Raw genomic sequence first — 25,440 nt, 5'->3', positions numbered from 1 at the left:
AGTCACAGGATTCCTTCTTCCAGGGGGAGTTCGGCGAGCGGCCCGTCCAGCAGCCGAAGCGCGGTCACGGCCGGGGTTTCGGCGATACGACGGGCCAGGCGCCCAGGGTCGGGGAGTTCCGCGAAGTGCTGCTGTCCGGGCGGGAGTTCACCGTTCAGCACCGCCAGGGCCGCGTGGGCGGCGGTGGTTCCGGTGAGGGCCGTGGAGTCGGTTCCGGTGAGGACGAGCGCGCGCCCTTCCAGCTCGCAGGTCACGGCCTGGTACGGCGTTCGGCCCGCGAGGTCGGTGAGCGTGGCACGCGACAGCTCGTCCGCGGCCACGTCCACAGACCGGTCGTCCGGCGACAGCCCGGCGCGATAGCGGTCGAGAACCGCGCGGGTGTGCTCGCCGCCGAACACCGTGTACCAGCGCACCTCGCCGAGCCCGTGTCGATGGGCGACGGCCACGGCCTCCTCGGTCAGGTACGGGATCGCCGTCACGGCCCCGGGGAAGTACGGCAGCCGCGCGTCACGCTCCACCGCGAGTGCCCCCGGCACCCGTCGCCCGTCGCGCCAGACGGCCGTCACTTCGCCGTCGGGGCGGGCGAGCCGGTCCATGAAGTCCCGGGCGGCGGCGGGCGGGAAGTGGGGGAGCCCGCCGACGCGCACGGTGAGGACCTCGCCCTTGACCTCCCTGCTTTCGGCCAGCAACCCGGGCAGCATCCCCGCCAGCCCCGGCATCAGCCCCGCCCCGATTACCGCCGTCCGCCACCGCAACAGCCGCTCGTACGGCGGCGGTTCGGGCAGTTCGGCCGTGTCGTTGACGTCGACCAGGTCCGCGCCCGCCGCGAGGGCCGCAGCCGCCACCCGGTGGCCCATGGCCCGGACCGGCCCGGTGGCGTTGACGACGACACGGCACTCGGCGCAGAACGCGGCGAGGGCCTGCTCGTCGGTCACGTCCACCGGGTCCGGCCACAGCCCGGCCGCCGCGGGCAGGGGCAGTCCCGGCCGACGGCGCACCGCCGCCCGCACCGGCCCCACCCCGAGACGCAGCAACTCGTCCAGCACGGCCCGGCCCACCGCCCCGGCCGCCCCGACCACGCCCACCGCGACCGGCGCGGTACGGCCTCGGTTCACGGGGTGCCTCCGGCAGCCGCGGCCACCTGGTCGACGTGCGGCGCGCGCAGGCAGCTGAAGTGGTCGCCGTCGACATCGACCACCGTCAGATCACCGAGGCACACCTCACGCCACAGCTCGTCCGCCTCCTGCCCGAAGCCCGCGAGGAACCGCAGCCGGCCCCGCGGCTGTACGAGGGTGATGTCGCCCGCGTACGGCTGCGTGGTGTGCAGCGACGCGGCGGCGAAGGCGTGCCGGAACACCCGGTACAGGCCCGGTACGTGGGCGGCGTCGCCGTCCCCGCCCAGGGTGCGGGCGATCGCTCCGAGCCGCTCCGGCTGGGGCACCTCGGCCAGGGCGCGCATGCGGCGGGCCACCGCCTCCAGGCGCGGCTCACCGCACAGGGCGGCGAAGGCGCCGGACGGCACCCGGCCGGGGGTGGCGTCGAGGACGGCCCGCAGCGCCGCCCCCAGCTCCTCCTCGTCGTCCGGGTAACCGGCCGCCGCCGGGTCCGCGCCCAGCACCCGCGCGAAGGCGTGCTCGATCAGCAGCTCGTCCTCGCACACGAAGGCGGGCGGGCTGCTGCTGACCACCGTCAGCCGCTCGACGTGCGCCCCGCCCTCGGTGAGCTGCCGGGCGATCTCGGTGGCGAGCTGCCCGCCCAGGCAGTACCCCGTGAGCCGGAACCGGTCGGCACCGGTCGCGGTCAACCGCCGTACGTGCTCGGCGGCGAGCCGCTCCACGAACTCCTCCGCCGGGATCTCCGTGCACGCCTCGACATCGCCGACGGCCAGGCCGACGAGCGGTCCGTACGCGGTGAGCCGGTCCGTGAGGTCGCGGTACGGGGCCATGGTGCCGATGCCCTCGTGCACCAGTACGTGCAGCACTCCGCCGTCCGGCGCGTCGCCGAGTGGCAGCAGCGCGCTCGCCTCGCCCGTGCCCGCCTCGGCGTCGTCCGTCCCGCGCAGATGGCGGGCCAGGTCGGCGACCGTCGGGCGGTTGAGGAGCTCCCGCAGCAGGGTGTCGAACTGCTGGTCCGCCGCCTGCGGTACCTCCTCGATCAGCCGCGCCGACAGCTGGGCGAGCAGCAGCGAGTCCGCGCCCAGGTCGAACAGGCTGCGATCGCGCGGGACGGCCGTCACACCGAGTGCCACGGCAGCCACCGAGGCGAGCCGCTCCTCCAGCTCGTCGGCGGGCTCGGCGGTTTCCGCCACGGCGACGGTGTGCTGCTCCTCGGCCGTGACGGCGGCCCGTGCCGCGAGGGCCTTGCGGTCCACCTTGCCGTTGGACGTGAGGGGGAGCGCGTCGAGGACGTGCAGGGCGGCGGGCAGCATGTAGACCGGCAGCCGTGCCGCGAGATGGTCGAGGGCGTCCGCAGGGTCGACCAGGGCTCGGTCGGTCTTGAAGCGTACGGCGAAGACGTGCTGGCCCAGCGGCTCCAGCGGGTGGCCCTGCTTGGGCAGGCAGAGCGTGTTCTCACCGCCCGTCTCGGCGAAGAGGCGCAGCCACTGCTCGCGGGTGACGAAGGTGGCGTCCGTGCCATCCGTGCCGTCCGCGCGCCGCACGTCCTCCGCCCCGGTCATCATGAACGCCTGCGAGATCAGGATCTCGTAGTGTTCCCGCGTCGGCTCGGTGACCAGCAGCAGCCCGCCGGGCACGAGCAGCGAGCGCAGCGCGGTGAGCGCGGCCGCCGTGTCCCGGGCGTTGTTCAGCACGCCCGCGCACACCACCGCGTCGAACGAGTTCGCCGCCAGCCCCTGCTCGGCCGGGTCACGGTCCACGTCGTACAGCCCGTACCGCAGCCTTGTGTCGGGCCCGAACCGCTCGCGCGACTTGTCCAGGAAGAACGGGCTCACATCGGTGAACAGCCACTCCACCTCCCGTCCGTCCAGCGCGGCCAGCGCCCCGGCGGTGCTCGCCCCGGTCCCGGCGCCCACCTCCAGCACCCGCAGCGGTCGGCCGGACGCTGCCCGTTCCTCGGCCGCCGTGCGCAGGGCTTCGGCGACGACACGGTTGAGGTAGGCGGACATGACGTTCTCGCGGTAGGCCGCGTCGGCGGTCTCCATCCGGGCGGCGGGGAAGAGGAGGTCGACGGCGGCGACACGGTCGTCCATCAGTGCGCCCAACTGGTCCGCGTTGGCGCGGAGATAGTCGAGCAGGTCGCGCGGGCCCAGCTCGTCGCTCCATACGGCGGCGACCCGGTCCCATGCGTCGGCGGCCGAGGGCGGCTCGACGCCCATCCTGTACCGGCCGGCGTCCAGCTCCAGGACGCCCTCCGCGTGCAGCACGCGCAGCCAGCGCCGGATCAGGCGGTGGTGGCGCGGTACGGCGGCTGCCTCCACCACCTCGTCGGCCGTGTGGGCGGCCCCGGGCTCCGCGAACAGGCCACGGGCGCGCAGCGCGTCGAGCATGGACGCCAGCGACGCCTCGTCCAGCAGCCGGGCGAACTCGGCGATCCGCTCCGGCTCGGCCACCTCGAACGCGTCGGCCGCCTCCCGGGCCCGCCGCGGCAGGGCACCGCCTGCCTCATCAGCACGGGCCACCCGTGCCGGTTCCGCGAAGGCGACCAGCCGGCGTTGCAGCGGATGGTCACCGACGGCGAGCACGGCCGCCCCGCCGACGGCCGGATGCCCCGTCAACGCGGCCTCGATCTCGGCGAGTTCGATGCGATGACCCCGGATCTTGACCTGCCCGTCCTCGCGCCCCAGGAACTCGATGTCCCCGCCGGGCAGCCACCGGCCCAGGTCACCGGTCCGGTAGAGCCGCTCCCCGGTGACGGGATGGGTGACGAACCGCCGTGCCGTCGTCTCCGGGTCCCCGTGGTAGCCGAGCGCCAGGCCGCTGCCGCCGATGCACAGCTCGCCCGGCACCCAGTCCGGCCGCGGTCGCAGTGCCTCGTCCAGGACGTGGAAGGTCTGGTTGGCGAGCGGCCTGCCGTAGAGGATGCTCGGCCGGTCCGGGTCCACGGGCTGCTCGATGGGGTGGTGGATGGACCAGATCGCGGCTTCCGTCGCCCCGCCCAGGCTGATCAACCGTAGCCCCGGCAGGAGCTCCCGCACCCGGTCCGGCAGGCGTACGGGGATCCAGTCGCCGGACAGCAGGCCGAGTCGCAGCCCGGACAGCGCCGCCACGTCGGCCGCACCGGCGCCGGAGGCCAGGTAGTCGTACAGCATCTGGAGCTGTGCGGGCACCGAGTTCCACAGGGTCACCCGGTGGCGGGCGGCGAGGTCGGCCCAGTGCGAGGGGTCGCCGCGGCGCTCGGCGTCCGGCAGGACGACCGCCCCGCCGTGTGCGAGGGGCCCGAACAGGTCGTACACGGACAGGTCGAAGCCCAGTTGGGCGAGCCCGAGGACCCGGTCGCCCGGCCCCACGCCGAACCGCTCGTCGATGTCGGCGACCGTGTTGAGCGCGGCCCGGTGGGAGACCACCACGCCCTTGGGCTCACCGGTCGAGCCGGACGTGTAGATGATGTACGCGGCCTGGTCGGGGTCCACCGGCCGCGACTCCACCGCCTCCGACGGCGCAAGCGCGTCGACGGCGATCGTCGGTATCGCGTACGAGTCACTCAGGCGCGCCTGGGTGAGCACGGCGACCGCTCCACTGGAGGCCAGGACCTTCGCCCGGCGCGCGGGCGGGTGGACGGTGTCCACCGGCACGTACACGCACCCCGCGTCCAGCGCGCCGAGCACGGCCGGGACCTGCTCCCAGCCCTTGTCCATCACGATCGCCACCCGGTCGCCCGGCGCGACCCCGGCCTTCCGCAGCCGGGCGGCCACCGCCCAGGCGTACCCGGCGAGTTCGGCGTAGGTGAGGATGCGGTCGGGCGCGATGACCGCCGGGCGGTCGGCGTGCGCGACGGCTGCGGCGAACACGCGCTCGTGCAGCAGCCCTTCGGGCAAGGGCCGCCCGGTGGCGTTGACGTCCGCGTGCCGGGTCGCCTGCGCCTCGGGCAGCCGCACCGGGTCGGTGCTGTCCCACGGCGCGTCCGATGCGGCCAACTCCCGTACGAGAGAAGCGAACGCGTCGAACGCGTCATCGGCCAGCCCCTCCGGCAGGGCGCCCTCCCGCACGTCCCAGCCCAGCAGGATCTCCCCGCCCGACTCCATCACCTGGCAGTCGATCCACACCTGCGGCGTCTGCGTCACGCCGTACACGACCCTGCCGGGACCCATGGCCGGCACCTCCGTGCCCTGAAGGGTGCTGGTGAACACGACCGGCATCAGCGTCTGCCGGTCCGAGCGGCGGGCCGCCTCGCGCAGCACCTCCACGCCCGAGTACAGGCCGTGGTCCAGGTCCTCGAAGAGCCGCCCGCCGAGCACGCGGGCCCGGTCCGCGAACCCCTTCTCGGCGTCGGGCTCGACGGCCAGCAGCGTCACGGACGTGAAGTCGCCCACGACCCGGCCGATGTCGGGGTGCACGGGGCGCTTGGCGAACACCGGCAGGTTGAGCGTGAAGCGCGGCTTGGCGCTCCATCGGCCGATCACCTCGGCGTAGGCGGCGAGCAGCACGGTGGACACCGTCAGGTCACGCCCGGCGGCCCGCCGCCGCAGCGCCGCCGACTCCTCGGCGGTCAGCCGGTCGGCCAGCCGCCGGAACCGCACGCTTCCACCCGACTCCTCACCCAAGACGGGGAGTTCGGGAGCGGGAGGCAGGTCATCGAGCCGGTCCAGCCAGTAGGCGCGGTCACGGGCCCAGCGGGCGCTGTCACGCAGCCGCCGCTCGGCGAGTACGTGATCGCGGAAGGACACCGGGACGGGTTCCAGCGCCCGGTCGGGCGCGAGGCACAGCTGCTCCAGTTCGCCCAGCAGTTGCTGCACCCCGGAGAAGTCCGTGACGAGCAGGTCGACGGAGAGATGCACGAGCAGCCGCTCGGGGGAGTGCGTGAGGCGCACGTCGAACAGCGGCCACGCGCCCGGATCGTAGGTGCGCTGCGCCAGTTCCCCGCGGATCCGCTCCGCCTGCTCGGCGCCGGCCACGGGGATGTCGTACGGCGGCAGGTCCTTGAGCACCTGCTGCCCGTCCGGGTGGTACACGGTGCGCAGCGCGTCGTGCCGCTCGACCAGTGCCCGCCAGGCGTCGGTGGCCCGCTCGGGAGCGACGTCGCCCGGCAGTTCGTACTCCAGGTAGGCGTGGCAGCCGATGCCGCCGTACGGGAAGGCGTCCGTGCGGCCCAGCAGGTACGAGGACTGCACCTCCGTCAGCGGGAACGGCAGGTGCCGGCCGTCCGGGTCCGGTACCAGGGGCTCCGCGAACGGGTCCCGCAGATGTGCCAGTACGGCGTCCCGGTCGGCGCGTAGCCGCTCGCGCAGTTCCTCGGTGAGGGCGCCCTGCGGCGCCCGGAAGCGGATGCGGCCGTCCTCCTCCCACAACTCGACTCCGGCGGCGGCCAGTTCCGATACCAGCTCGGCGGCGCTCACAGCTCCCCCTCTTCCCAGTTCTGTTCGGTGGTGCGGTCGGTGATGTGATCGACGGCGGCGGCGAGCGCGGCCACGGTCGGGGCGGCGAAGAACTCCCGGAGCGGGACCTCCACGCCGGTGCGTTCACGCAGTCGCGCGATGAGGCGGGTGGCGAGCAGGCTGTCCCCGCCGGCCGCGAAGAAGCCCTGCTCGCGGCCCGCGAGTGGGGTGTCGGGCAGCAGCTCCGACCAGAGCGTGGCGACGAGTTCCTCGGTGGCGCCGCGTGGCGGCCCTCCGGCGTCGGCCTCTGCCTCGGCGGTCGTCGGCACGGGAACGGCGGACTGCTCTCCCACCCGGAGACCCGTGGTGAGGATCAGCGCGTCCCAGTTGTCGGCCGCGGCCAGCTCTTCCAGCAGGGCGAGTTGCCGGGCCATCAGCGATTCGGGGAGGTCATCAGGCAGCAACCCGGTCACCGCGTCCCAGGTCAGCCGCAGCCCTTCGGCGTCCTCCAGCACCTGGTGGTCGAGCCAGACCTGCGGGGTCTGGGACACCGACCAGTGCGGCGGGGTCAGCAGCCGGGCCCGCTCGTCGTCGATGCCGAGGGCGCTGGTGAACACGACCGGCATGGCCGCCCGGTCGGGGCCCCGCCGCTGGGCGAGCTGGCGCATCACCCACACCGCTGACACGGCCCGGTGGTCGAGGTCGGTCCACAGGCGGGCCTGCAGCCCGCGCAGGCGCGCGAGCCAGGACTCGCCGACGCGCGGATGGTGGGCGGCCAGCAGCAGAGAAGTGAAGTCACCGGCGATCCGGTTGATGTCCGGATGGATCTCCTGCCGGTCGAAGAGGGTGAGGTTGACGGTGAGTTCGGGACTTTCGGCGTGTTCGCCGAGCGCCTCGGCGTACACGGCGAGCAGCAGCACGGAGGGCGTGATGCCGTAGACCCGGGCCCGGTCCTTGAGCCGCTCCCACCTCTCGTACGGCAGATGCGTGGCACGGCGCTCGAAGCGCGGGCGGCCGATCGCCGACGGCTCGCGCAGCAGCGGCAGCCGGGGTGCCGGGGGCAGCGAGGTGAGCCGGTCGCGCCAGTACTCCTGGTCGGTCGCCACGGTGCCGTCCGGCGGCTGCGCGGAGGCAAGGTAGTCCCGGAACGTCACGCCCACGGAGGGGAGTTCGGCGTCCGGGTCCTCCCTCAGCTGCCGCAGCTCGGTGAAGACGATCATCATGCTGAGGCCGTCGAGGACCAGGTTGTCCAGGCTCACCCCGATCCGGGTCCGGCGCTCGCCGTCCGGCGCGGTGTAGTGCACGGCCCGTACGTCGAACAGCGGCCAGCGGGCCGGGTCGAGGACCTGGTGGGACATCTCCTCGCGCAGGGCGGCGAGATGCTCCTCGCCCGCCCGGACCGGAATGGTGAAGTCCGCCACCTCGGCCTCGTTGAGCACGCGCTGCCGCCCGTCCTCGTCGAAGACGGCCCGCAGCATCGGGTGGCGGGCGATGAGCCGTCGCCAGGCCCGTTCCAGCCCGGCGATGTCGGCGTACTCCTCGTCGGTCTCGCTGTAGTAGTGCGAGCCGACCCCGCCGAGGTCGAGCTGTGCGGTGCGCCCGATCCAGTACGCCCGCTGCACGTCGGTCGCCTCGAACGGCTCGTGCGCGTGCGCCGGATCGCTCACCAGGGCCTGCGTTACGGGCTTTTCGGCACCCAGGGTCAGCGTGGCGGCGTAGTCCTTGAGCACCGGGTGGGTGAACAGCGCCGCGATGCGGGCGCCGCGCACCCCGGCCTCGCGCAACCGGGCCACGAGCCGCGTGGCCAGCAGGCTGTCGCCGCCGAGTGCGAAGAACTCGTCGTCCCTGCCGACCTGTTCGGCCCCGAGCAGCTCCCGCCAGGCGGCGGCGACCAGCTCCTCGACCGGGCCGGCCGGCTCCCGTGTCCCGCCGGACGTCACGCCGAGACCGGCCGCCTGCTCGGCGAGCGCGGCGCGGTCCACCTTGCCGTTGGCGGTCAGCGGCAGCCCGTCCGGCAGCAGGACGAGCGCGGAGGGCACGGCGTGCGCGGGCAGGTGGTCGGGGAGACGGCGCTCGACCGCCGCGAGGTCCAGCGGTCCCTCGGGAACCACGAACGCGGTCAGCCGCTGCTGCCCCCGCGGCCCGGTCGCGACGGTGATGGCGCGGGCGATTCCGGGCTGAGCGAGCAGCGCCGCGTCGACCTCGCCGAGCTCGGTGCGATGGCCCCGGATCTTCAGCTGGTGGTCGCGGCGCCCCAGGAATTCCAGCAGCCCGTCGGGACGGTAGCGGCCCAGGTCGCCGGTGCGGTACCAGCGGTCCCCGCCGTCGGTCACGAACCGGTCGGCGGTGCGCTCGGGATCGCCCCGGTATCCGGTGGCCACCCCGGCTCCGCCGATCCACAGCTCGCCCGGTACCCACTCCGGGCAGTCCTCGCCGAGCGGACCCACGACCCGGAACCGCTGTGCGCGCAGCGGCGTCCCGTACGGCACCGACGGCCAGCCCTCCGGCGCGCCGGCGGTGGCGTCGTACGCGTTGGACCAGATGGCGGCCTCGGTGGCACCGCCCATGGCGATGAGCCGGCAGTCACTGTGGGAGGCCAGGCGCGCGTGCAGGTCCAGCGGCACCCAGTCGCCCGAGACCATGGCGAGCCTGAGCGTGGGCGGTGCCTGCCCCGCCGACGCGGTGAGCAGCATGTCCAGCAGCATCGGTACGGAGTTCCAGACGGTGACGCCGTGCCGTGCGGCGAGGTCGCGCCACCGCTGGGCGTCCCTGCGCTCCTCCTCGGTGACCAGGACGAGCGCGCCGCCCGCGCCGAGCAGTCCGAAGATGTCGTACACGGACAGGTCGAAGTCGAGCGCGGAGACCGCCAGGACGCGGTCGCCGGGGCCGATGCCGTGCCGTTCGTTGATGTCCTCGACGGTGTTGGCGGCGGCCCGGTGGGTGAGTTCGACGCCCTTGGGCTCACCGGTGGATCCGGAGGTGAAGATCACGTACGCGCAGGAGTCGGGGTCGGTGGCCACGGGCTTCTCCAGCGGTGTGGGCAGCGGCTCGGCAAGGAACTCCGCGTCGAGTACGCACCGGGCCCGCGACGCCCTGAGCATCCGCTCGCGCCGCACCGGAGGCTGGTCGGCACCGACCGGGACGTACGCGGCACCGGCCGCCAGTACTCCGAGCACGGCGCATATCTGCTCGGGGCCCTTGGGCAGCGACACGGCGACCGTGTCACCGGGTTCGACGCCGCGCGCGGCCAGTGCGGCGGCGATGCGCAGCGCGTGGTCGCGCAGCTCGCCCCGCGACATCACACCGTCGTCGCCCCAGAGCAGGGCGGGGGAGTCGGGTTCGGAGGCGGCCCGCTCGAAGAAGGGCAGGTGCAGGGCGCGTTCGCCGCCCGGCCTGCCCGTGGCGTTGACCCGCTCGCGGACCGCACGCTGAGCGTCGGGCAGCAGGGCGGGCCGGGGCGTCCGCCAGTCGGCGTCGCACAGGTGGAGCAGCAGCTCGTCGAAGGCGGCGGACATCGTCTCCACCAGGCCCTCGGGGAACAGCTCCCGCACCGCGTCCCACTGGTGGCGCAGCGCCCCGTCCCGGCCCTCGTACACCTGGAGGTCGAGCCAGACCTGCGGGGTCTGGCTGACGCCCCACACGCGCGGCGGGAAACCGTCGGGCGCGTCCATGGACACGCCGTCGTCGACGCCGAGCGCACTGGTGAACACCACCGGCACGGCGGCCTCGGACTCGCCACGAGCCCGGGCCAGTTCGCGCATCACCCACACCGCGGAGACCGAGCGGTGGTCAAGGTCGCGCCACAGCTGTTCCTGCAACGCACGCACCCGGGTCAGCCAGTCCTCGCCGGCGCGCGGACGGTGGGCGGCGAGCAGCAGCGAGGTGAAGTCGCCGAGGGTCCGGTTGATGTCCGGGTGGATCTCCTGGCGGTCGAACAGGGTGAGGTTGACGGTGAGTTCGGGGCTCTCGCTCCAGGTGCCGAGCACCTCCGCGTAGGCCGCGAGCAGCAGGGTGGAGGGGGTGACACCGTGCTCGCGGGCACGTTCCTTCAGACGCCGCCAGCGGTCGGCGGTCAGCTGCCCCGAGGTGCGCGTGAAGCGGGGGCGGCCCAGCGTGGCCGGGTCGCGCAGCAACGGCAGCCGCGGCGCGGGTGGCAGCTCGGGCAGCCGGTCGCGCCAGTACGCCTGGTCGGCGGCGACCGTCTCGGGCGCGGGGCGGACGGAGGCGAGGTAGTCGCGGAACGTCGGCTCCACGGGCGGCAGTCCGGCGTCCGGATCGGCGTACAGCACGCCCAGCTCGGTGAAGACGGTCATCATGCTGAGGCCGTCGAGGACGATGTTGTCGAGGCTCACCCCGATGCGGGTCCGGCCGTCCCCGTACCGCACCGCCCGTACGTCGAAGAGCGGCCAGCGGGCGGGGTCGAGGACCTGGTGGGACATCTCCTCGCGCAGAGTGGCGAGGTGCTCCTCGCCGTCCCGGACCGGGATGGTGAACTCGGGTACGTCGGCCTCGTCGAGCACGCGCTGCCGACCGTCCTCGTCGAAGACGGCCCGCAGCATCGGATGCCGTACGACGAGCGCGCGCCAGGCCGTCTCCAGCCGCGGCAGGTCCACGCCGGTGCCGTCGAACTCCGAGTAGTAGTGCGCCCCCACTCCGCCGAGCCGCATCTCCTCGGACCGCCCCAGCCAGTAGGCGCGCTGCACATCGGTCGCCGGGAACGGCTCGTGCGCGTGCTCCGGGTCCGGCACGAGGGCGGGCGCGGCGGAGCTGCCCGCGTCCTGGGTGAGCGTGGCGGCGTAGTCCTTCAGTACCGGGCTCGTGAACAGGTCGGCGATCCGGGCACCGTTCACCCCGCGCTCGCCGAGCCGGTGCAGCATCCGCGTGGCCAGCAGGCTGTCGCCGCCGAGCGCGAAGAAGTCGTCCTCGCGGTGCACGTCCCGGGCGCCGAGCAGGTCGCGCCACACCTCGGCGACCAGTTCCTCCACGCCGGGCCGGGGCGGAGTGCCCCGCCCCGTGCGGTTCCGCGCCGACGACACGTGCCGGGCGAGGAGTTCGCGCACCGCGCGCCGGTCGACCTTGCCGTTCGCGGTGAGCGGCATGACCGGCAGCAGGACCAGCCGGTCGGGGACCATGTACGACGGCACCTGGCCGACGGCGAAGGCACGGACGCCGTCGGTGTCGCACGGCCGACCGTCCGGATCACGGACCGCGCGGATCAGCAGCGCGGGCTCCTGGTCACGTACGGACGTGCCCACCTCGCTGAACCCATGGCCGTGCAGCAACTGCTCCCAGGCCGACGGCGGCAGCAGCGGGCTGCCGGCCGCGCGGCGGGCCGGGTCCGCGTTCGCGAACCCCCGTGTGGGAAGCGCGGCACAGATCAGCCCCAGCGGCGGCAGACCGCCCTGCTCCACCGCGAGCAGCACGCCACCCGGGGCCAGCAGCGCCGCCGCCTGGGCGACCCCGGCGGCCGGGTCGTCGAAGGCGTGCAGGGCGCCGACGGCGAGGACGGCGTCGAACGCGCCGGGCAGTCCCTCCGGGAGCGCACCGTCCGGCAGCGACCGGTACCTCACGTCGTGCGGCAGGCCGGCCAGCCGGTCGCGAGCCCGCTCCAGAAGCCCGGCAGAGGTGTCCAGGAGCGTCAACTGTACGGATACAGAGGCAAGTTGCTTCGCCACGCGCAGGACACCGAGCCCACCTCGCGCCCCGACGACCGCGACCCGCAGCACACCCCGGCCGGGCTCCGCCGCGAGAGCGCGCAGTGCCTCCGCGCAGTCCGCGGCAGCCGCCGCGGTGGCGGGCAGCGCGTCGAGCGCCGCTTCCGGGGCGAGAACCGGGTCGTCGAGGAGCTCCAGCGGGTCGCGTTCACCGGTGAGCATGGCCCGCAGGTCCGGCAGCCGCTCGGTCAGCCGGGCGAGCACGGCTTCGAGGCGGGTTCCGGCGACGCACTCGGCCAGGCGCTCCGCGTCCGCCGGTGCCGGTTGGCGGCTGAGCCAGTCCCGCCACAGGCGGACCAGTCCGCGCATGGACTCGGCGGGAGTCCTCCGGTCTTCGAGAACCCGGCCGATGACGTGCGCGACGACATCCGCCTCCAGCGGATCCGGCCGTGCGGCCACGACCTGGGGCCTGATCCCGTCGTTCGGGCTCGACTCCTTGCCGAGCGCGGGCGCGTACGCCGCCACCAGCGCCCGCGGAGCTCCGTCCGCGTCGCCGACGACCGCCGCGACCGCCCGCCCCACACCCGGCGCCCGCTCCAGTGCCGCCTCCACCTCGCCCAGCTCCACCCGGTGGCCGCGCAGCTTCACCTGGGAGTCGGCCCGGCCGAGGAACTCGACGGTGCCGCCGGGCCGGTAGCGGGCGAGGTCGCCCGTGCGGTACCAGCGCAGCCCGTCGTGCCGCACGAACCGGTCGGCGGTGCGCTCGGGATCGCCGAGGTAGCCGTCGGCCACCCCGGCCCCGCCGATCCACAACTCACCCGGCACCCAGTCGGGGCAGTCCCGGCCCCGGGTGTCGACGACCCGGCACCGGACGTTGCCGAGCGGCGTCCCGTACGGCACCGCCGTCCAGTCCCCGGGAACGTCGGCGCCGGTCACCTCGCACACCGTGGAGTGGATCGCCGTCTCCGTCGTACCGCCCAGCGCCACGAACCGGCAGGCAGGCGCACGTTCCGCCAGCCGGCCGGGCAGGTCGACGCTCACCCAGTCACCGCCGAGCAGCACCAGCCGCAGTGCTCCGAGCCCGTCTCCGGCGGTGCTGAGCAGCATGTCAAGGACGGACGGCACGCAGTTGAGGACGGTGACCTCGTGCCGGGCCATCAGCGCGTGCCAGCCCCCCGCGTCCCGCCGGTCCTCCTCCCGTACGAGCACGACCGCGCCGCCGGCGGACAGCGGACCGAACAGGTCGTACACCGACAGGTCGAAGTCGAGCGCGGACAGCGCGAGCGTCCGGTCGCCGTCACCCACGCCGAACCGCTCGCCGAGGTCGTCGACCGTGTTGCGCGCCGCGCGGTGCGGTACGACGACGCCCTTCGGCTCACCCGTGGAGCCGGAGGTGAACAGGATGTACGCCGGGTCGTCCTCCGGCACCGCGACGGGCTCCTTGACGGGCTCGTGCGCCAACGCCTCCGCCACGGTCAGCGCAACCACACCCTCCGGCAGCGCCGCAGTGTCCTCGTCCACGAAGGCGACCCGGGTTTCCGCCCGGCTCAGCACACGATCCCGTCGCGCCGGCGGATGGTCACGCCCGACCGGCACATAGGCCGCGCCCGCCGTCAGCACGCCGAGCACGGCGGCGATCTGGTCGGGCCCCTTGGGCAGGCAGACGGCGACGCGGTCGCCGGGGCCGACGGCGTGCGCGGCGAGCGCGGCGGCGATCCGCCGGGCCCGGTCGGCGAGTTCGCCGTAGGTGAGGCGGCCGTCCGTGTCGTCCGTGCCCCACAGCAACGCGGGCTGGTCCGGGGTGCGCTCGGCGCGGCTCAGGAAGTCCTCGTGGAGCAGCAGGCCGGTGCGCGGCCCGTCGGTGGCGTTGGCACGCGTGCGGGCCTCCCGCTGGTCCTCGGGCAGCAGGTCCGGCACGGGCGCACCCCAGGTGGCGTCGGCCCCTGCGAGGGAGTCCACCAGCGTGCGGAACGCGGCGAACATCGCGTCCAGCATTCCCTCGGGGAACGCCTGCTCCAGCGCGTCCCAGTTCACGAGCAGACCGCCGTCGAGCTCGGTGACCTGGGCGTCCAGCCACACCTGCGGCCCCTGCGAGATGATCCACACCGGCCGCCCGAAGCAGGAGCGCACGTCCTCGGAGAACAGCTCGCCCAGGTTGAGGGCGCTGGTGAAGACGACGGGCGCGAGGACCCGGCCGCCGCCGTGCTGCGCGCGGTTCAGGTCGCGGAGCACCTCCACACCCGAGTAGGAGGCGTGGGCGGCATCGTCGAGAAAGCGCTCTTGCAGGGCGCGGGCGCGGTGCTCGAAGGCGTCCTGACCGGACATGTCGGCGGTGAGCAGGACGGATCCGGTGAAGTCGCCCACGAGCAGGGGTACGTCGGGATGCAGCGGCTCACGGTCGAACAGCGGCACGTTCAGCAGGAAACGGTGCTCCGCGCTCCACGCGGCCAGCACCTCGGCGTACGCGGCGGCCAGGGCCATTGCGGGGGTGACGCCGTGCCGGTGGGCGCGGGCGAACAGGGCGTCGCGCGCCTCGGGCGGCAGCCAGTGGTGGCGGCGGGTGACACGGGGCTGGACCGGGCCCTGGGCCACGGGCAGTGCGGGCGCTCCCGGCAGGTCCGGCAGCCGGGTGGCCCACCAGGCCGCGTCCCGCGCGCGGTCGCGTTCCCGCTCGGCGGAGGCGGCACGGTCGGCGAGGTAGCGGCGGTAGCTGTAGGCGATGGGCGGGAGTTGCTCCGTACCGCGGTAGAGGGCCGCGAGGTCGGCGAGCAGGACGCGCAGGCTGAGCGCGTCGGCGGCGAGCATGTCGAGGTTGAGGTGGGTACGGGTCCGGCCGCCCGGCAGCAGCGAGAGCTGCACGTCGAAGACCTCGCCCGCGCCGACCCGCAGCATCCGGTGCGACAGCTCGTCCCGCAGCTGCTCCAGCCGGCGGTCCACTTCGTCCTCGGGCAGCTCGCGCAGGTCGTGCACGCGAAGACCGGGCCAGGCGGAGGTGGCCGGGGTGTGCTGGCGGCCGTCGTCGCCGAACACGGCGCGCAGCTGGGCGTGCCGGGCGAGCAGGGCGCGTACGGCGCGCTCCAGGCGCTGCGGGTCGACGCCCTCGCCGTCGAACTCGTTGTAGAAGTGCGCGGCCACACCGCCGAGTTCGTGCTCCTCGCCGCGGCCCACCCAGTACGCGTGCTGCATCAGGGCGAGGTCGAAGGGGGAGGTCTCGTCGTCGGCCGAGGCGCCCTCGGACGGTTCCTGAGTCCCGCTGCCGGGGCTCGGACATCGCTCGGCCAGCAGTTCCGCCCACGCGTGCAGCGTGGGTGTGCGGGCGAGTTCCGCGAAGGTCAGCCGTATGCCGGCGCGGCGCAGTGCCGCGGACACGGTCATCAGGCGGATGGAGTCCAGTCCCTGCTCGATGAGGTTGTCGTCGGGGCCGACCCGCTCGGCGTCGGGGCCGAGCCAGTCAGCGATCAGAGGGCGGACCGTCCGCAGAAGATCGGGTTCTGACACTGCGTCACCAGCCTCGAAGTGATCGATGTGTGATCCATTGTTGAAAATGATATTCATTTACTACAGTATGAAGAACGGGATGGACAAGCCCCTGCCGAGCAGGACACGACCAGAGGGGGACCACGTGCTGGACGGCTGTACGCCCTGGCCCGAGGAGTTCGCCGAGCGCTACCGGGAGGCCGGGCACTGGCGAGGCGAGACCTTCGACCAGCTACTACGGGCCTGGACTCGCGCCGACCCGCACCGCACAGCCCTCGTCGACGGCGAACGGCGGCTGGACCGGGCGGAGTTGGAGCGGTCGGCGGACCGTGCCGCGCGCCGGCTGGCCGGACTCGGCGTCCGGGCGGGGGACCGCGTGGTCCTCCAGCTCCCGAACGTGCCCGAGTTCTTCACCGTCTTCTTCGGCCTCCAGCGACTCGGCGCGATCCCCGTCCTCGCCCTGCCGCTGCACCGCCGCAGCGAGCTCGTCCACCTGTGCCGGCTGTCCGGGGCCGTGGCGTACGTCGTCCCGGACGTCCATCAGGGCTTCGACCACCGTGAGCTGGCCGCCGAGGTCGTCAAGGAGTGCCCGGACCTGCGGCACGTCCTGGTGGCCGGCGCCCCGGGCGCCCACCTCCCGCTCGACGGCCCCGGAATCGCGGGGGAGTTGCCGCCCACCCCCGGCGACGCCTCCGAGGTGGCGCTGCTCCTGGTCTCCGGCGGCACCACCGGCCTGCCGAAGCTGATCCCGCGCACCCACGACGACTACGCGTACAACGTGCGGGCCAGTGCCGAGCTGTGCCGCTTCGGCGCCGACACCGTCTACCTCGCCGCGCTGCCCGTCGCCCACAACTTCGCGCTCGGCTGTCCCGGAGTGCTCGGCGCCCTGCACGCGGGCGGCACCGCCGTGCTCACCGACGAGCCCGACCCGGACGCGGCCTTCGCCCTCATCGAGCGGGAACGCGTCACCGCGACCGCGCTCGTCCCGCCGACCGCCCGGATGTGGGCGGCGGCCACGGAGTGGGACGAGACGGACCTGTCCTCGCTGCGGCTGCTCCAGGTCGGCGGCGCCCGCCTGCTGCCCGAGCACGCCGTCCAGGTGCGGGGCGCCTTCGGCCCCGTCCTGCAGCAGGTGTTCGGCATGGCGGAGGGCCTGCTGAACTACACCGAACCGGACGCGCCGGAAGACATCGTCCTGCACACGCAGGGCCGTCCACTGTCCGCCGACGACGAACTCCGCATCGTCGACGAGAACGACCGCGACGTCCCGCCCGGCACGACCGGACGGCTCCTCACCCGCGGCCCCTACACCCTGCGCGGCTACTACCGGGCCGACGAGCACAACGCCACCGCGTTCACCGCCGACGGCCACTACCGCACCGGCGACCTCGTCCGGCGCACCCCCACGGGCCACCTCGTCGTCGAGGGCCGGGTGAAGGAGCAGATCAACCGGGGCGGCGACAAGGTCGCCGCCGCCGAGGTCGAGGAGCAACTCGCCCACCACCCGGCGGTCCTGGACGTGGCCGTCGTACCCGTTCCGGACGACCTGCTCGGTGAGCGCACCTGCGCCTTCGTCGTCCCCAGGCCCGGAGCCACCGCGCCCGACCGGATCGAGGCGGCAGCCTTCCTGCGCGAACGCGGGCTGGCCCCGTACAAGGTCCCCGACCGGATCGAGACCCTCGACGCCCTCCCCGTGACGGCCGTCGGCAAGACCGACAAGAAGGCGCTGACGGCGCTGGCCCGCGATCTCGCGGCCGAGGGCGCGCGGCGCGAGGAAGGGAACCCCCGTTCATGACCGGCATGACCGACCGCCGACGGACCGCCAGGACTTCGCACTCGTCCCGCACCTCCGACGTCGCCTGGGACTCGTGGGCCGATGGTCTCCCCGCACCGGGCCCCGCGCACACCGCCGAGGCCCCCGACGACCCTGCCGAGGCGGCCGTCCGCCTCGCCCGCTCCGGTCTCGGCGGCGAGTACGTCGTCTACGAACGCGCCGGTGTCTGGCACTACGCCGCCGGCCCCGCGGCCACCGTCACCCTGCACGCCGAGGGGATCACCGCACGCTGCGGCAACCGCTCCACGACCCGGCCCCTCGGCGCGGCGCCGCTGGAGCAGCTCGCCGACGCCCTGGCTCAACTGCCGCACCAGGACTGGCGGGTGTACGGATGGGCGGCCTTCGAGCTGGCCCACCTGCTGCACCCGGACACCGGGGAAACGGGGCCCGACCCGCTGCTCCACCTCATGCTGCCGACCACCGAGGTCGCCCTGACACAGGGAACGGCACGCATCCGGACGGCGGACCCGGAACACATACCCCTCGTCACCAAGGCCCTGGCCGGCCCCACGGGAGCGGAAGGCGAGGTCCTCACCGACGACGTGGATGAACTGCTGGCCTCCGGGGCGGAGCCGTACCAGCACGCCGTCGCGCGCACGGTGGACGACATCCGGGCAGGGCTCCTCCAGAAGGCCGTACTGTCCCGCCCGTTGCCGCTGCCCGCGCACACGCCCGCCCCCGACCTGACCGCCACCTACCTGGAGGGCCGCCGCGCCAACACTCCCGCCCGGTCCTTCCTGCTGGACCTGGGCGGCTGGCGAGCGGCCGGCTTCAGCCCCGAGACCGTCGTGGAGGTCGAGGCGGGCACCCGTCGCGTCTCCACCCAGCCGCTCGCCGGCACCCGCGCCCTCGCCCCGCGCCCCGAGGAGACCGCGCGGCTGCGTGCCGACCTGCTCGGCGACCCCAAGGAGATCCACGAACACGCCCTCTCCGTCCGACTCGCCGTCGACGAACTGACCGGCATCTGCCGCCAAGGCACGGTCGCCGTCGAGGAGTTCATGGCGGTCCGGGAACGCGGCTCGGTGCAGCATCTCGCCTCGCGCGCCGCCGGACACCTCGCCGACGACCGGGGCCCCTGGGACGCCTTCGCGGCCCTGTTCCCCGCGATCACCGCCACCGGCTGCCCCAAACCGCAGGCACTGCGCGCCATCGGCCGATACGAGAGCGAACCCCGAGGCCTGTACGCCGGAGCCGTGTTCACCGCCGACGCCGACGGCTCCCTCGACGCGGCACTGGTACTGCGCACGGTCTTCCAGCGCGACGGCCGCAGTTGGCTGCGGGCGGGCGCCGGAGTCATGGGGCAATCGACACCGGAACGCGAGTGGGAGGAGACCTGCGAGAAGCTCCGCAGCGTGGCCCCGCATCTGCGCCGCAGCCCCGGCACGGCACCCGCGGAGCCGCGATGAGCGATCAGGCGCCCGCGGCCCTGGTCCTGGTCCACGGCGGCTGGCTCACCGGCGCCTGCTGGGAGCCCGTCCTGCCCCACCTGTCCGTCCCGTGTCTCACCCCCGACCTCCCGGGCCGGGCCGGCAGACCCGCCGATCTCACCACCCTGACCATCGGCGACCTGGCACGAGCGGTGGCGGACGACATCGATGCGGCCGGACTCGACCAGGTCGTCCTGGTCGGCCACTCACTGGCGGGCGTCGTCATCCCGCAGGTCGCCGCGCTGCTTCCGCACCGGATCCGGCGCCTGGTGTTCCTGGCCGCCACCGTGCCACGCGAGGGCACCTGCGCGCTCGACGGCTTCCCGTTCCTGGTCCGCGCCGTGATGCGAAGACGGCTGCGCCACGGCCTGTCACCACGCCCGGCACGGGCGCCGGCCCGCTGGAGCTACTGCCGCGACCTGCCGCCCGACACGGCCGAGCACGTCCTGTCCCACCTGGTCGATGACGCGGCGGGACCCCTCCTTGAAGCGGTGTCGCGCACGGGCCTGCCGCCCGTCCCACGCACCTACCTCCGCCTGCGCCGCGACAGGGCGCTCCCCCTGCCCGCCCAGCAGCGCCAGATCAGCCACCTCGGCGACACCGACGTCACTGACCTGGACTGTGGCCACTTGGCGATGTACGAGCAGCCCGCCCGGCTCGCGGCCGTCCTCGACTATCTGGCTTCGCGTTGAGTGTCTCGATCACACGGTGTCGGCCGTTGGCCGGGGATGGTGCGTTGTCGGTGCCGGGCCGGCGGGGTGTGTCCCGATAGGGGCCTGCCGATTGCTGTGGCGTCCTCACGATTCTGACCGTCTGACGCGGCCCGGTACCGGCAACGCGACACGTCATCGCACCGGAAGGGGAACGGAAGGGGCATGTCCAGTTCGACCGTGCCCAGTACGTCGTCGGCTCCGCGAACCCGTCGCCGCCCTGCGGGGGAGGTGGTGCTGGGAGTGGATACGCACCGGGATGTTCACGTGGCTGCGGTGCTCTCCGTGTCGGGGGCAGTCGTTGCCATGAGGCGGGCCGGAGTGGAGGGGACCGGCTCTTACGGAGCTTCGTTGTCTCGCTATCTGCCGGCCCAGGGCGTGGACGGGCTCGACGTGAATCGGATGGACCGTGCGGATCTTCGTCGGCGTGGCAAGTCTGATCCGCTCGATGCCCAGAACGCGGCGCGAGCCGTGTTGAGCGGGCGGGCCCGTGCCCGGGCCAAAACGGGCGACGGGCCGGTGCAGATCGCGAGAATGTACAAACTCACGAAATCGTCGGCCGTCAAAGCCCGCACCCAGGCCATCAATCAGCTCAAGGCCGTCCTTATTACTGCTGATCCAGCTTTACGGGAAGAACTGGCCGGACTGGGTCATGCCGAACTCTTCCGTACCTGTGCGCGGTTCACGGACAACTCGTCTTGCCCGGCTCGTGGAACGGCACGCCCCGCAGCTGCTCGACGTGGTGGGGATCGGCCCGGACACGGCGGTCGCTCTGCTGATCACGGTGGGGGACAACCCGGATCGGCTGGACAGCGAGGCGTCGTTCGCCGCGCTGTGTGGTGTCAGTCCTGTCGAGCGTTCCTCGGGACGGCGAAACTACCGTCGACTCAACCGCGGTGGCGACCGGCACGCCAGTGCCGCGCTCCACCGCATCGTGTTCACCCGTCTTCGGGTCGACCCGCGCACTCAGGACTACTACGAGCGCCGGATCAAGGAGGGCAAGACCCGGCGCGAAATCGTCCGCTGCCTCAAACGCTACGCGGCCCGAGAGGTCTTCCACCTGGTAAAACAGCTACGGCCAGCACCCCGCTCATAGGGGCTGTCGTGACAGATGAGAGGCTCAGGCGGGTGAGTGAGACACCACCGAACACCCTGCAATACCGCTTTGACGGGCCAGAAGACGCTCCGGTCCTGATCTTGGGTCCCTCACTGGGTACCACATGGCACATGTGGGACCGCCAGGTCCCGGAGCTGATGAAGCAGTGGCGTGTCTTCCGGTTCGACCTGCCTGGACACGGCGGCGCCCCCGCCTACCCCGCCGGCTCCGTCACCGACCTCACCGCCCGGCTGCTCGCCACCCTCGACAGCCTGGGCGTGCACCGCTTCGGCTACGCGGGCTGCGCCCTCGGCGGCGCCGTCGGCGTCGAGCTGGCCCTGCGCCACCCGGAGCGGCTCGCCTCGCTCGCGCTGATCGCCGCCTCGCCCCGCTTCGGCACCGCCGACGAGTTCCGCCAGCGCGGCGTGATCGTCCGGTCGAACGGGCTCGACCCGATCGCCCGTACCGCGCCGGACCGCTGGTTCACCGGCGGGTTCGCCGCGGCCCAGCCCGCGATCACCGAGTGGGCGGTGCAGATGGTGCGCACCACCGACCCCGGCTGCTACATCGCCAACTGCGAGGCGCTCGCCGGCTTCGACGTACGGCACGAACTCGGCCGCGTCGGCGTGCCCACCCTGGTCCTGGTCGGCTCGGAGGACCAGGTCACCGGCCCCGCCGAGGCCCGCACGCTGGTCGCCGGGATACCCGACGCCCGCCTCGCCGTCGTACCCGGCGCCTCCCACCTGGTCCCCGTCGAGCAGCCCGCCGCCGTCACGGACCTGCTGGTCACGCACTTCTCCACCGCCTGGCAGCCCGCGTTCGACGCCACCGGCCAGATGGCCATCCCGGCGGCCCCGGTCAAGCCGGTCCTCGCCGCGCCGCCGCCCCCGCAGGCCGCGCCCGTCGCCGAGATCGCCCCGGCCGCAGTGGAGCCGCAGGCGAACGGGCGGCCGGATCCGTACGACGCCGGGATCAGGGTGCGGCGCGAGGTGCTCGGCGACGCGCACGTGGACCGGGCGCTGGCACAGGCCGACGAGTTCTCCGGGGACTTCCAGGAGTTCATCACCCGCTATGCCTGGGGTGAGATCTGGAACCGGCCGGGCCTGGACCGCCGCAACCGCAGCTGCATCACGCTCACCGCCCTGGTCGCGGGCGGCCATCTCGACGAGCTCGCCTTCCACACCCGCGCCGCCCTGCGCAACGGCCTCACCCCGGCCGAGATCAAGGAGGTGCTGCTCCAGGCGGCCGTCTACTGCGGCGTACCGGCGGCGAACAGCGCGTTCAAGGTGGCCCAGCAGGTCATAAGAGAGGAGACGACACCCCAGGAGTGAGCCCCCAGGCCACCCAGGCCCCTGGAGCAAGCCCCCAGCAAGCCCCCACCCCCCACCCCGGGCAGGATGGAACCCATGAGGCTCACGAAGAAGTCGCACGCCTGCGTCCGTCTGGAGAAGGACGGCCGGACGCTCGTCCTCGACCCGGGCGGATTCAGCGAGCCGGACGCCGCGGTCGGCGCCGAGGCGATCCTCGTCACCCACGAGCACCCCGACCACTTCGACGAGGAGCGGCTGCGCACCGCCCTGGAAGCCGACCCGGCCGCCGAGATCTGGACGCTGAAGTCCGTCGCGGAGAAGATCTCCACGGCCTTCCCGGGCCGTGTGCACACCGTCGGCCACGGCGACACGTTCACCGCCGCGGGCTTCGACATCCAGGCGCACGGCGAACTGCACGCCGTGATCCACCCGGACATCCCGCGCATCACCAACGTCGGCTACCTCGTCGACGGCAGCGTCTTCCACCCCGGCGACGCCCTCACCGTCCCCGACCACCCGGTGGAGACGCTGATGCTGCCGGTGATGGCCCCGTGGAGCAAGATCTCCGAGGTGATCGACTACGTCCGCGAGGTCAAGCCGCAGCGGGCGTACGACATCCACGACGCGCTCCTCACCGACCTCGCCCGCCCGATCTACGACAACCAGATCGGCGCCCTCGGCGGTTCCCCGCACCTGCGGCTGACGCCGGGGGAGTCCGCCGAGGTGTGACGGGTCACGGGCGGGACGCGTTGTCGGACCCGCCCGGTAGGTTGTGAGGCATGCGCATCGCGACCTGGAACGTGAACTCGATCACCGCCCGTCTGCCCCGGCTGCTGGCCTGGCTGGAGAACAGCGGCACCGACGTGCTGTGCCTGCAGGAGGCCAAGGTCGCCGAGGAGCAGTTCCCGTTCGACCAGCTGCGCGACCTGGGCTACGAGGCCGCGGTGCACGCCACCGGCCGGTGGAACGGCGTGGCGGTGCTCTCCCGGCTCGGCCTCGCGGACGTCGTGAAGGGCCTGCCCGGCGACACCGGGTACGACGGCTCGGTGGAGCCCCGCGCCATCGCCGCGACCTGCGGCCCGGTCCGCGTCTGGTCGGTGTACGTGCCGAACGGACGTGAGATCGACCACGCCCACTACGCCTACAAGCTCCAGTGGCTCGAGGCGCTGAAGGCAACCGTCGCAGGTGACGCGGGCGGCACCCGCCCGTTCGCGGTGCTCGGCGACTTCAACGTCGCGCCGACGGACGACGACGTCTACGACGTGGCCGCCTTCGAGGGCCTCACCCACGTCACCCCCGCCGAGCGCGCCGCGCTGGCGTCGCTGCGCGAGACGGGCCTGTCGGACGTGGTCCCGCGCCCCCTGAAGTACGACCACCCGTTCACGTACTGGGACTACCGCCAGCTCTGCTTCCCCAAGAACCGCGGCATGCGGATCGACCTGGTCTACGGCAACAAGCCGTTCGCGAGCGCGGTCAAGGACGCGTACGTGGACCGCGAGGAGCGCAAGGGCAAGGGCGCCTCGGACCACGCGCCGGTGGTCGTGGACCTGGAGGTCTAGGGCCATGGCGGTCACAGCAGCGTCAGGTCCACCGACTCCGCCAGCGCGGCCAGCCCCGCGTCCCCGGGATGCAGGTGGTCGCCGCTGTCGTATGCCGGGAGCATGCGCGTCGGCTGTGCCGGATCCCGTACCGCCGCGTCGAAGTCGAGCACCCCGTCGAACACGTCGTTCTGCCGGATCCACGCGTTGACGGCGGTCCGCTCGCTCTCCAGGGCGGCTGTGCAGCGGGGCTCGCCGCCGCACGGCAGCAGGGTCGCCACCAGCACCCGCAGCCCGCGCGCGTGCGCCCGGTCGGCGATCTCCGTCAGGGCCTCGGTCAGCTGCTGTGCGGTCCTGCCCGCCAGCAGGTCGTTGATGCCCTCGAAGACGACCGCCGTACGCACCGAGGTCTGGGCGTGCACATCCCGGTCGAGCCGGTTCAGCGCGCTCACTCCTGACGCGTCCGTGGTGACCCCGTCCCCGGGGTAGCGGTCGGCGATCACGCTGTTACCCGCGATGCCCTGATTGAGCACCCCGTACCGCGGCACCGCGCTCTGCGCCCGCAGCCGTGCGGCCAGCACGTCGGGCCAGCGCCGGTTGGCGTCCACGGTCGACTTGTCGCCGTCGGTGATCGAGTCGCCGACCGCCACGACGGACCCCGGCCCGTCGGCCACGTCCACACCGGTCAGCAGCGGCCAGTTGGTCAGGGTGGTGGTGTACGCCGTGGCCGTGCCGGCGGCCGTGTGGTCGCCCGGCTCGCTGACATACGACCGCTGCTGCGCGAGCCGGTGCACCGGTGCCGCCGAGACCGGGCCGGGCAGATGGAAGCTGACCAGCAGATTGGCGTCGGCGGGCACGTCGAAGGTGAGCGGGTCGCTGTAGGCCTGGGCCCCCGCCGGGATCTCGACGTCCGTCGCCCCGCCGAAGGTCAGCCGCACCGGCGTGTCCTCGGCCGCCGCGCCCGTGTCCTGCACGGCCACCGTCGCGCCACCGATCCGTACCGGCGCCGCCGCGAACGTGTTGTCGAACCGCAGCCGCAGCCGGGGCCCGCCCGCCGAGGTGTGCACCACCAGCCGCAGCGTCCGGTCGGTCCACGGGCCCACGGCCGGCTGCCCGGACGTCGCCGTCGCCCAGCTGCCCGTCCAGCCGGTCGTGGCGGCGCGCACCGACAGGGCGAAGACATGCAGGTCGGGGGCGAGGGGCAGCTGCACCGCGGCGACGATCCGCCCCGCGTCGACCGGCACGGTCACGACGTACAGCCGCGCCTTCTCGGCGAGTTGACCACCGGGTGTGTTGACGTGCGGCAGCGCCACCGCCTTGGTGGCGAGCGGGCCGCGCCGCCAGTCGGGCGCGGTGAGGAGGTACGGGGAGAGGGTGCCGTCGGCGTACGAGATCGTGCCGGAGGCGGTGACGTCGGCGCCGGACGTGCTCGCGACCAGGAAGGCGAGCGCGTCGCCCTGGCCGTTCAGTGCCACGCTCTGGCCGTCGGCCCGTACGTTGTCCGGCTCGCCCGCGACCCGGTCCGGCCAGGTCAGCGTGGCGCCCTGCACGGTGAGCGCGCGGCCCGGCGTCCAGCCGGCGGCCGCCAGGTCCTGGGCGGACAGGGAGGCGCCCACGCCGTCGAAGTCGGCCTCCGCGGGGCTGCCGTCGTCGCTGACGGCGGTGTTGTCGAAGAGCTGCTCCAGCGGCAGCGGCGCCGCCGCCTCGTCGTGGGTGGCCTGCGCCGAGGCCGTGGGCAGCACGGACGCGATCAGCACGAGGACGACCGCGACCCCCCGGACACCTCGGCGTACCAACCGACCCTCCCGCTCTCCCGTGCGACTGGTGATGATCGTGAAGCTAGGGAGGTGGATCGGGGCGGGTCAACGAACCATGCGCGAACACGGTGTGAAACCGCCCGGACG

Annotated in this window: 10 protein-coding genes and 1 pseudogene; 7 read left to right on the top strand and 4 right to left on the bottom strand. The window is 73.6% G+C overall.

Features of this window, described 5'->3' with window-relative positions; all coding sequences use genetic code 11:
* Nucleotides 1–2 precede the first annotated feature (2 nt).
* From I2W78_RS05495 to I2W78_RS05485, 3 genes are read right to left on the bottom strand one after another with little or no spacing between them, the layout of a single operon-like run.
* A complete protein-coding gene (locus tag I2W78_RS05495; RefSeq protein ID WP_196457471.1) occupies nt 3–1,115 on the bottom strand; it encodes a saccharopine dehydrogenase NADP-binding domain-containing protein in 1,113 nt (370 codons plus the stop codon).
* A complete protein-coding gene (locus tag I2W78_RS05490) occupies nt 1,112–6,511 on the bottom strand; it encodes a non-ribosomal peptide synthetase (RefSeq protein WP_196457469.1) in 5,400 nt (1,799 codons plus the stop codon). The genes I2W78_RS05495 and I2W78_RS05490 overlap by 4 nt, the downstream gene beginning before the upstream one ends.
* Entirely contained in the window at nt 6,508–15,642 is a 9,135-nt protein-coding gene (locus tag I2W78_RS05485) for a non-ribosomal peptide synthetase (RefSeq protein WP_307783602.1), read from the bottom strand. The genes I2W78_RS05490 and I2W78_RS05485 overlap by 4 nt, the downstream gene beginning before the upstream one ends.
* 79 nt (nt 15,643–15,721) lie before the next feature.
* Between I2W78_RS05485 and I2W78_RS05480 the strand changes: the two genes are divergently transcribed.
* From I2W78_RS05480 to I2W78_RS05450, 7 genes and pseudogenes are all read left to right on the top strand, one after another.
* Complete coding sequence (locus I2W78_RS05480; protein ID WP_196457465.1) at nt 15,722–17,416, top strand: (2,3-dihydroxybenzoyl)adenylate synthase; 1,695 nt, start codon at nt 15,722–15,724, stop codon at nt 17,414–17,416.
* The gene (locus I2W78_RS05475) at nt 17,413–18,861 is read left to right on the top strand and encodes a salicylate synthase (RefSeq protein WP_230885334.1); all 1,449 of its coding nucleotides are present in this window, start codon (nt 17,413–17,415) and stop codon (nt 18,859–18,861) included. The genes I2W78_RS05480 and I2W78_RS05475 overlap by 4 nt, the downstream gene beginning before the upstream one ends.
* Entirely contained in the window at nt 18,858–19,574 is a 717-nt protein-coding gene (locus tag I2W78_RS05470) for an alpha/beta fold hydrolase (RefSeq protein WP_196457463.1), read from the top strand. Before I2W78_RS05475 ends, I2W78_RS05470 begins: the two co-directional genes overlap by 4 nt.
* Before the next feature lie 183 nt (nt 19,575–19,757).
* Nucleotides 19,758–20,688: pseudogene (locus I2W78_RS41830) on the top strand (transposase).
* A gap of 32 nt (nt 20,689–20,720) precedes the next feature.
* On the top strand, nt 20,721–22,019 hold the full coding sequence (gene pcaDC, locus I2W78_RS05460; protein WP_196457461.1) for a bifunctional 3-oxoadipate enol-lactonase/4-carboxymuconolactone decarboxylase PcaDC: 1,299 nt from the start codon (nt 20,721–20,723) through the stop codon (nt 22,017–22,019).
* Nucleotides 22,020–22,094: 75 nt separating this feature from the next.
* Nucleotides 22,095–22,727, top strand: a complete 633-nt coding sequence (locus I2W78_RS05455; RefSeq protein WP_196457460.1) for an MBL fold metallo-hydrolase — start codon at nt 22,095–22,097, stop codon at nt 22,725–22,727.
* A gap of 50 nt (nt 22,728–22,777) precedes the next feature.
* Nucleotides 22,778–23,557 (top strand): exodeoxyribonuclease III, encoded by a 780-nt coding sequence (locus tag I2W78_RS05450; RefSeq protein ID WP_196457458.1) that lies wholly within the window; start codon nt 22,778–22,780, stop codon nt 23,555–23,557.
* A gap of 11 nt (nt 23,558–23,568) precedes the next feature.
* Here the strand turns inward: I2W78_RS05450 and I2W78_RS05445 are convergent, their stop codons facing one another.
* Nucleotides 23,569–25,293: an SGNH/GDSL hydrolase family protein gene (locus I2W78_RS05445; RefSeq protein WP_374222636.1), complete on the bottom strand. Its 1,725-nt coding sequence runs from the start codon at nt 25,291–25,293 to the stop codon at nt 23,569–23,571.
* Nucleotides 25,294–25,440 lie beyond the last annotated feature (147 nt).

The organism is Streptomyces spinoverrucosus, from assembly GCF_015712165.1.
Classification (GTDB): domain Bacteria; phylum Actinomycetota; class Actinomycetes; order Streptomycetales; family Streptomycetaceae; genus Streptomyces; species Streptomyces spinoverrucosus_A.
Note: the sequence above shows the minus strand (reverse complement) of the source record. Positions and strands in the feature narration are given on the sequence as shown.

What these genes read in the sequence shown, in the direction of transcription:
- I2W78_RS05480 (WP_196457465.1), top strand. Translation starts at nt 15,722, where the DNA reads ATGGACAAGCCCCTGCCGAGCAGGACACGACCAGAGGGGGACCACGTG.
- I2W78_RS05475 (WP_230885334.1), top strand. Translation starts at nt 17,413, where the DNA reads ATGACCGGCATGACCGACCGCCGACGGACCGCCAGGACTTCGCACTCG.
- I2W78_RS05470 (WP_196457463.1), top strand. Translation starts at nt 18,858, where the DNA reads ATGAGCGATCAGGCGCCCGCGGCCCTGGTCCTGGTCCACGGCGGCTGG.
- I2W78_RS05455 (WP_196457460.1), top strand. Translation starts at nt 22,095, where the DNA reads ATGAGGCTCACGAAGAAGTCGCACGCCTGCGTCCGTCTGGAGAAGGAC.
- I2W78_RS05450 (WP_196457458.1), top strand. Translation starts at nt 22,778, where the DNA reads ATGCGCATCGCGACCTGGAACGTGAACTCGATCACCGCCCGTCTGCCC.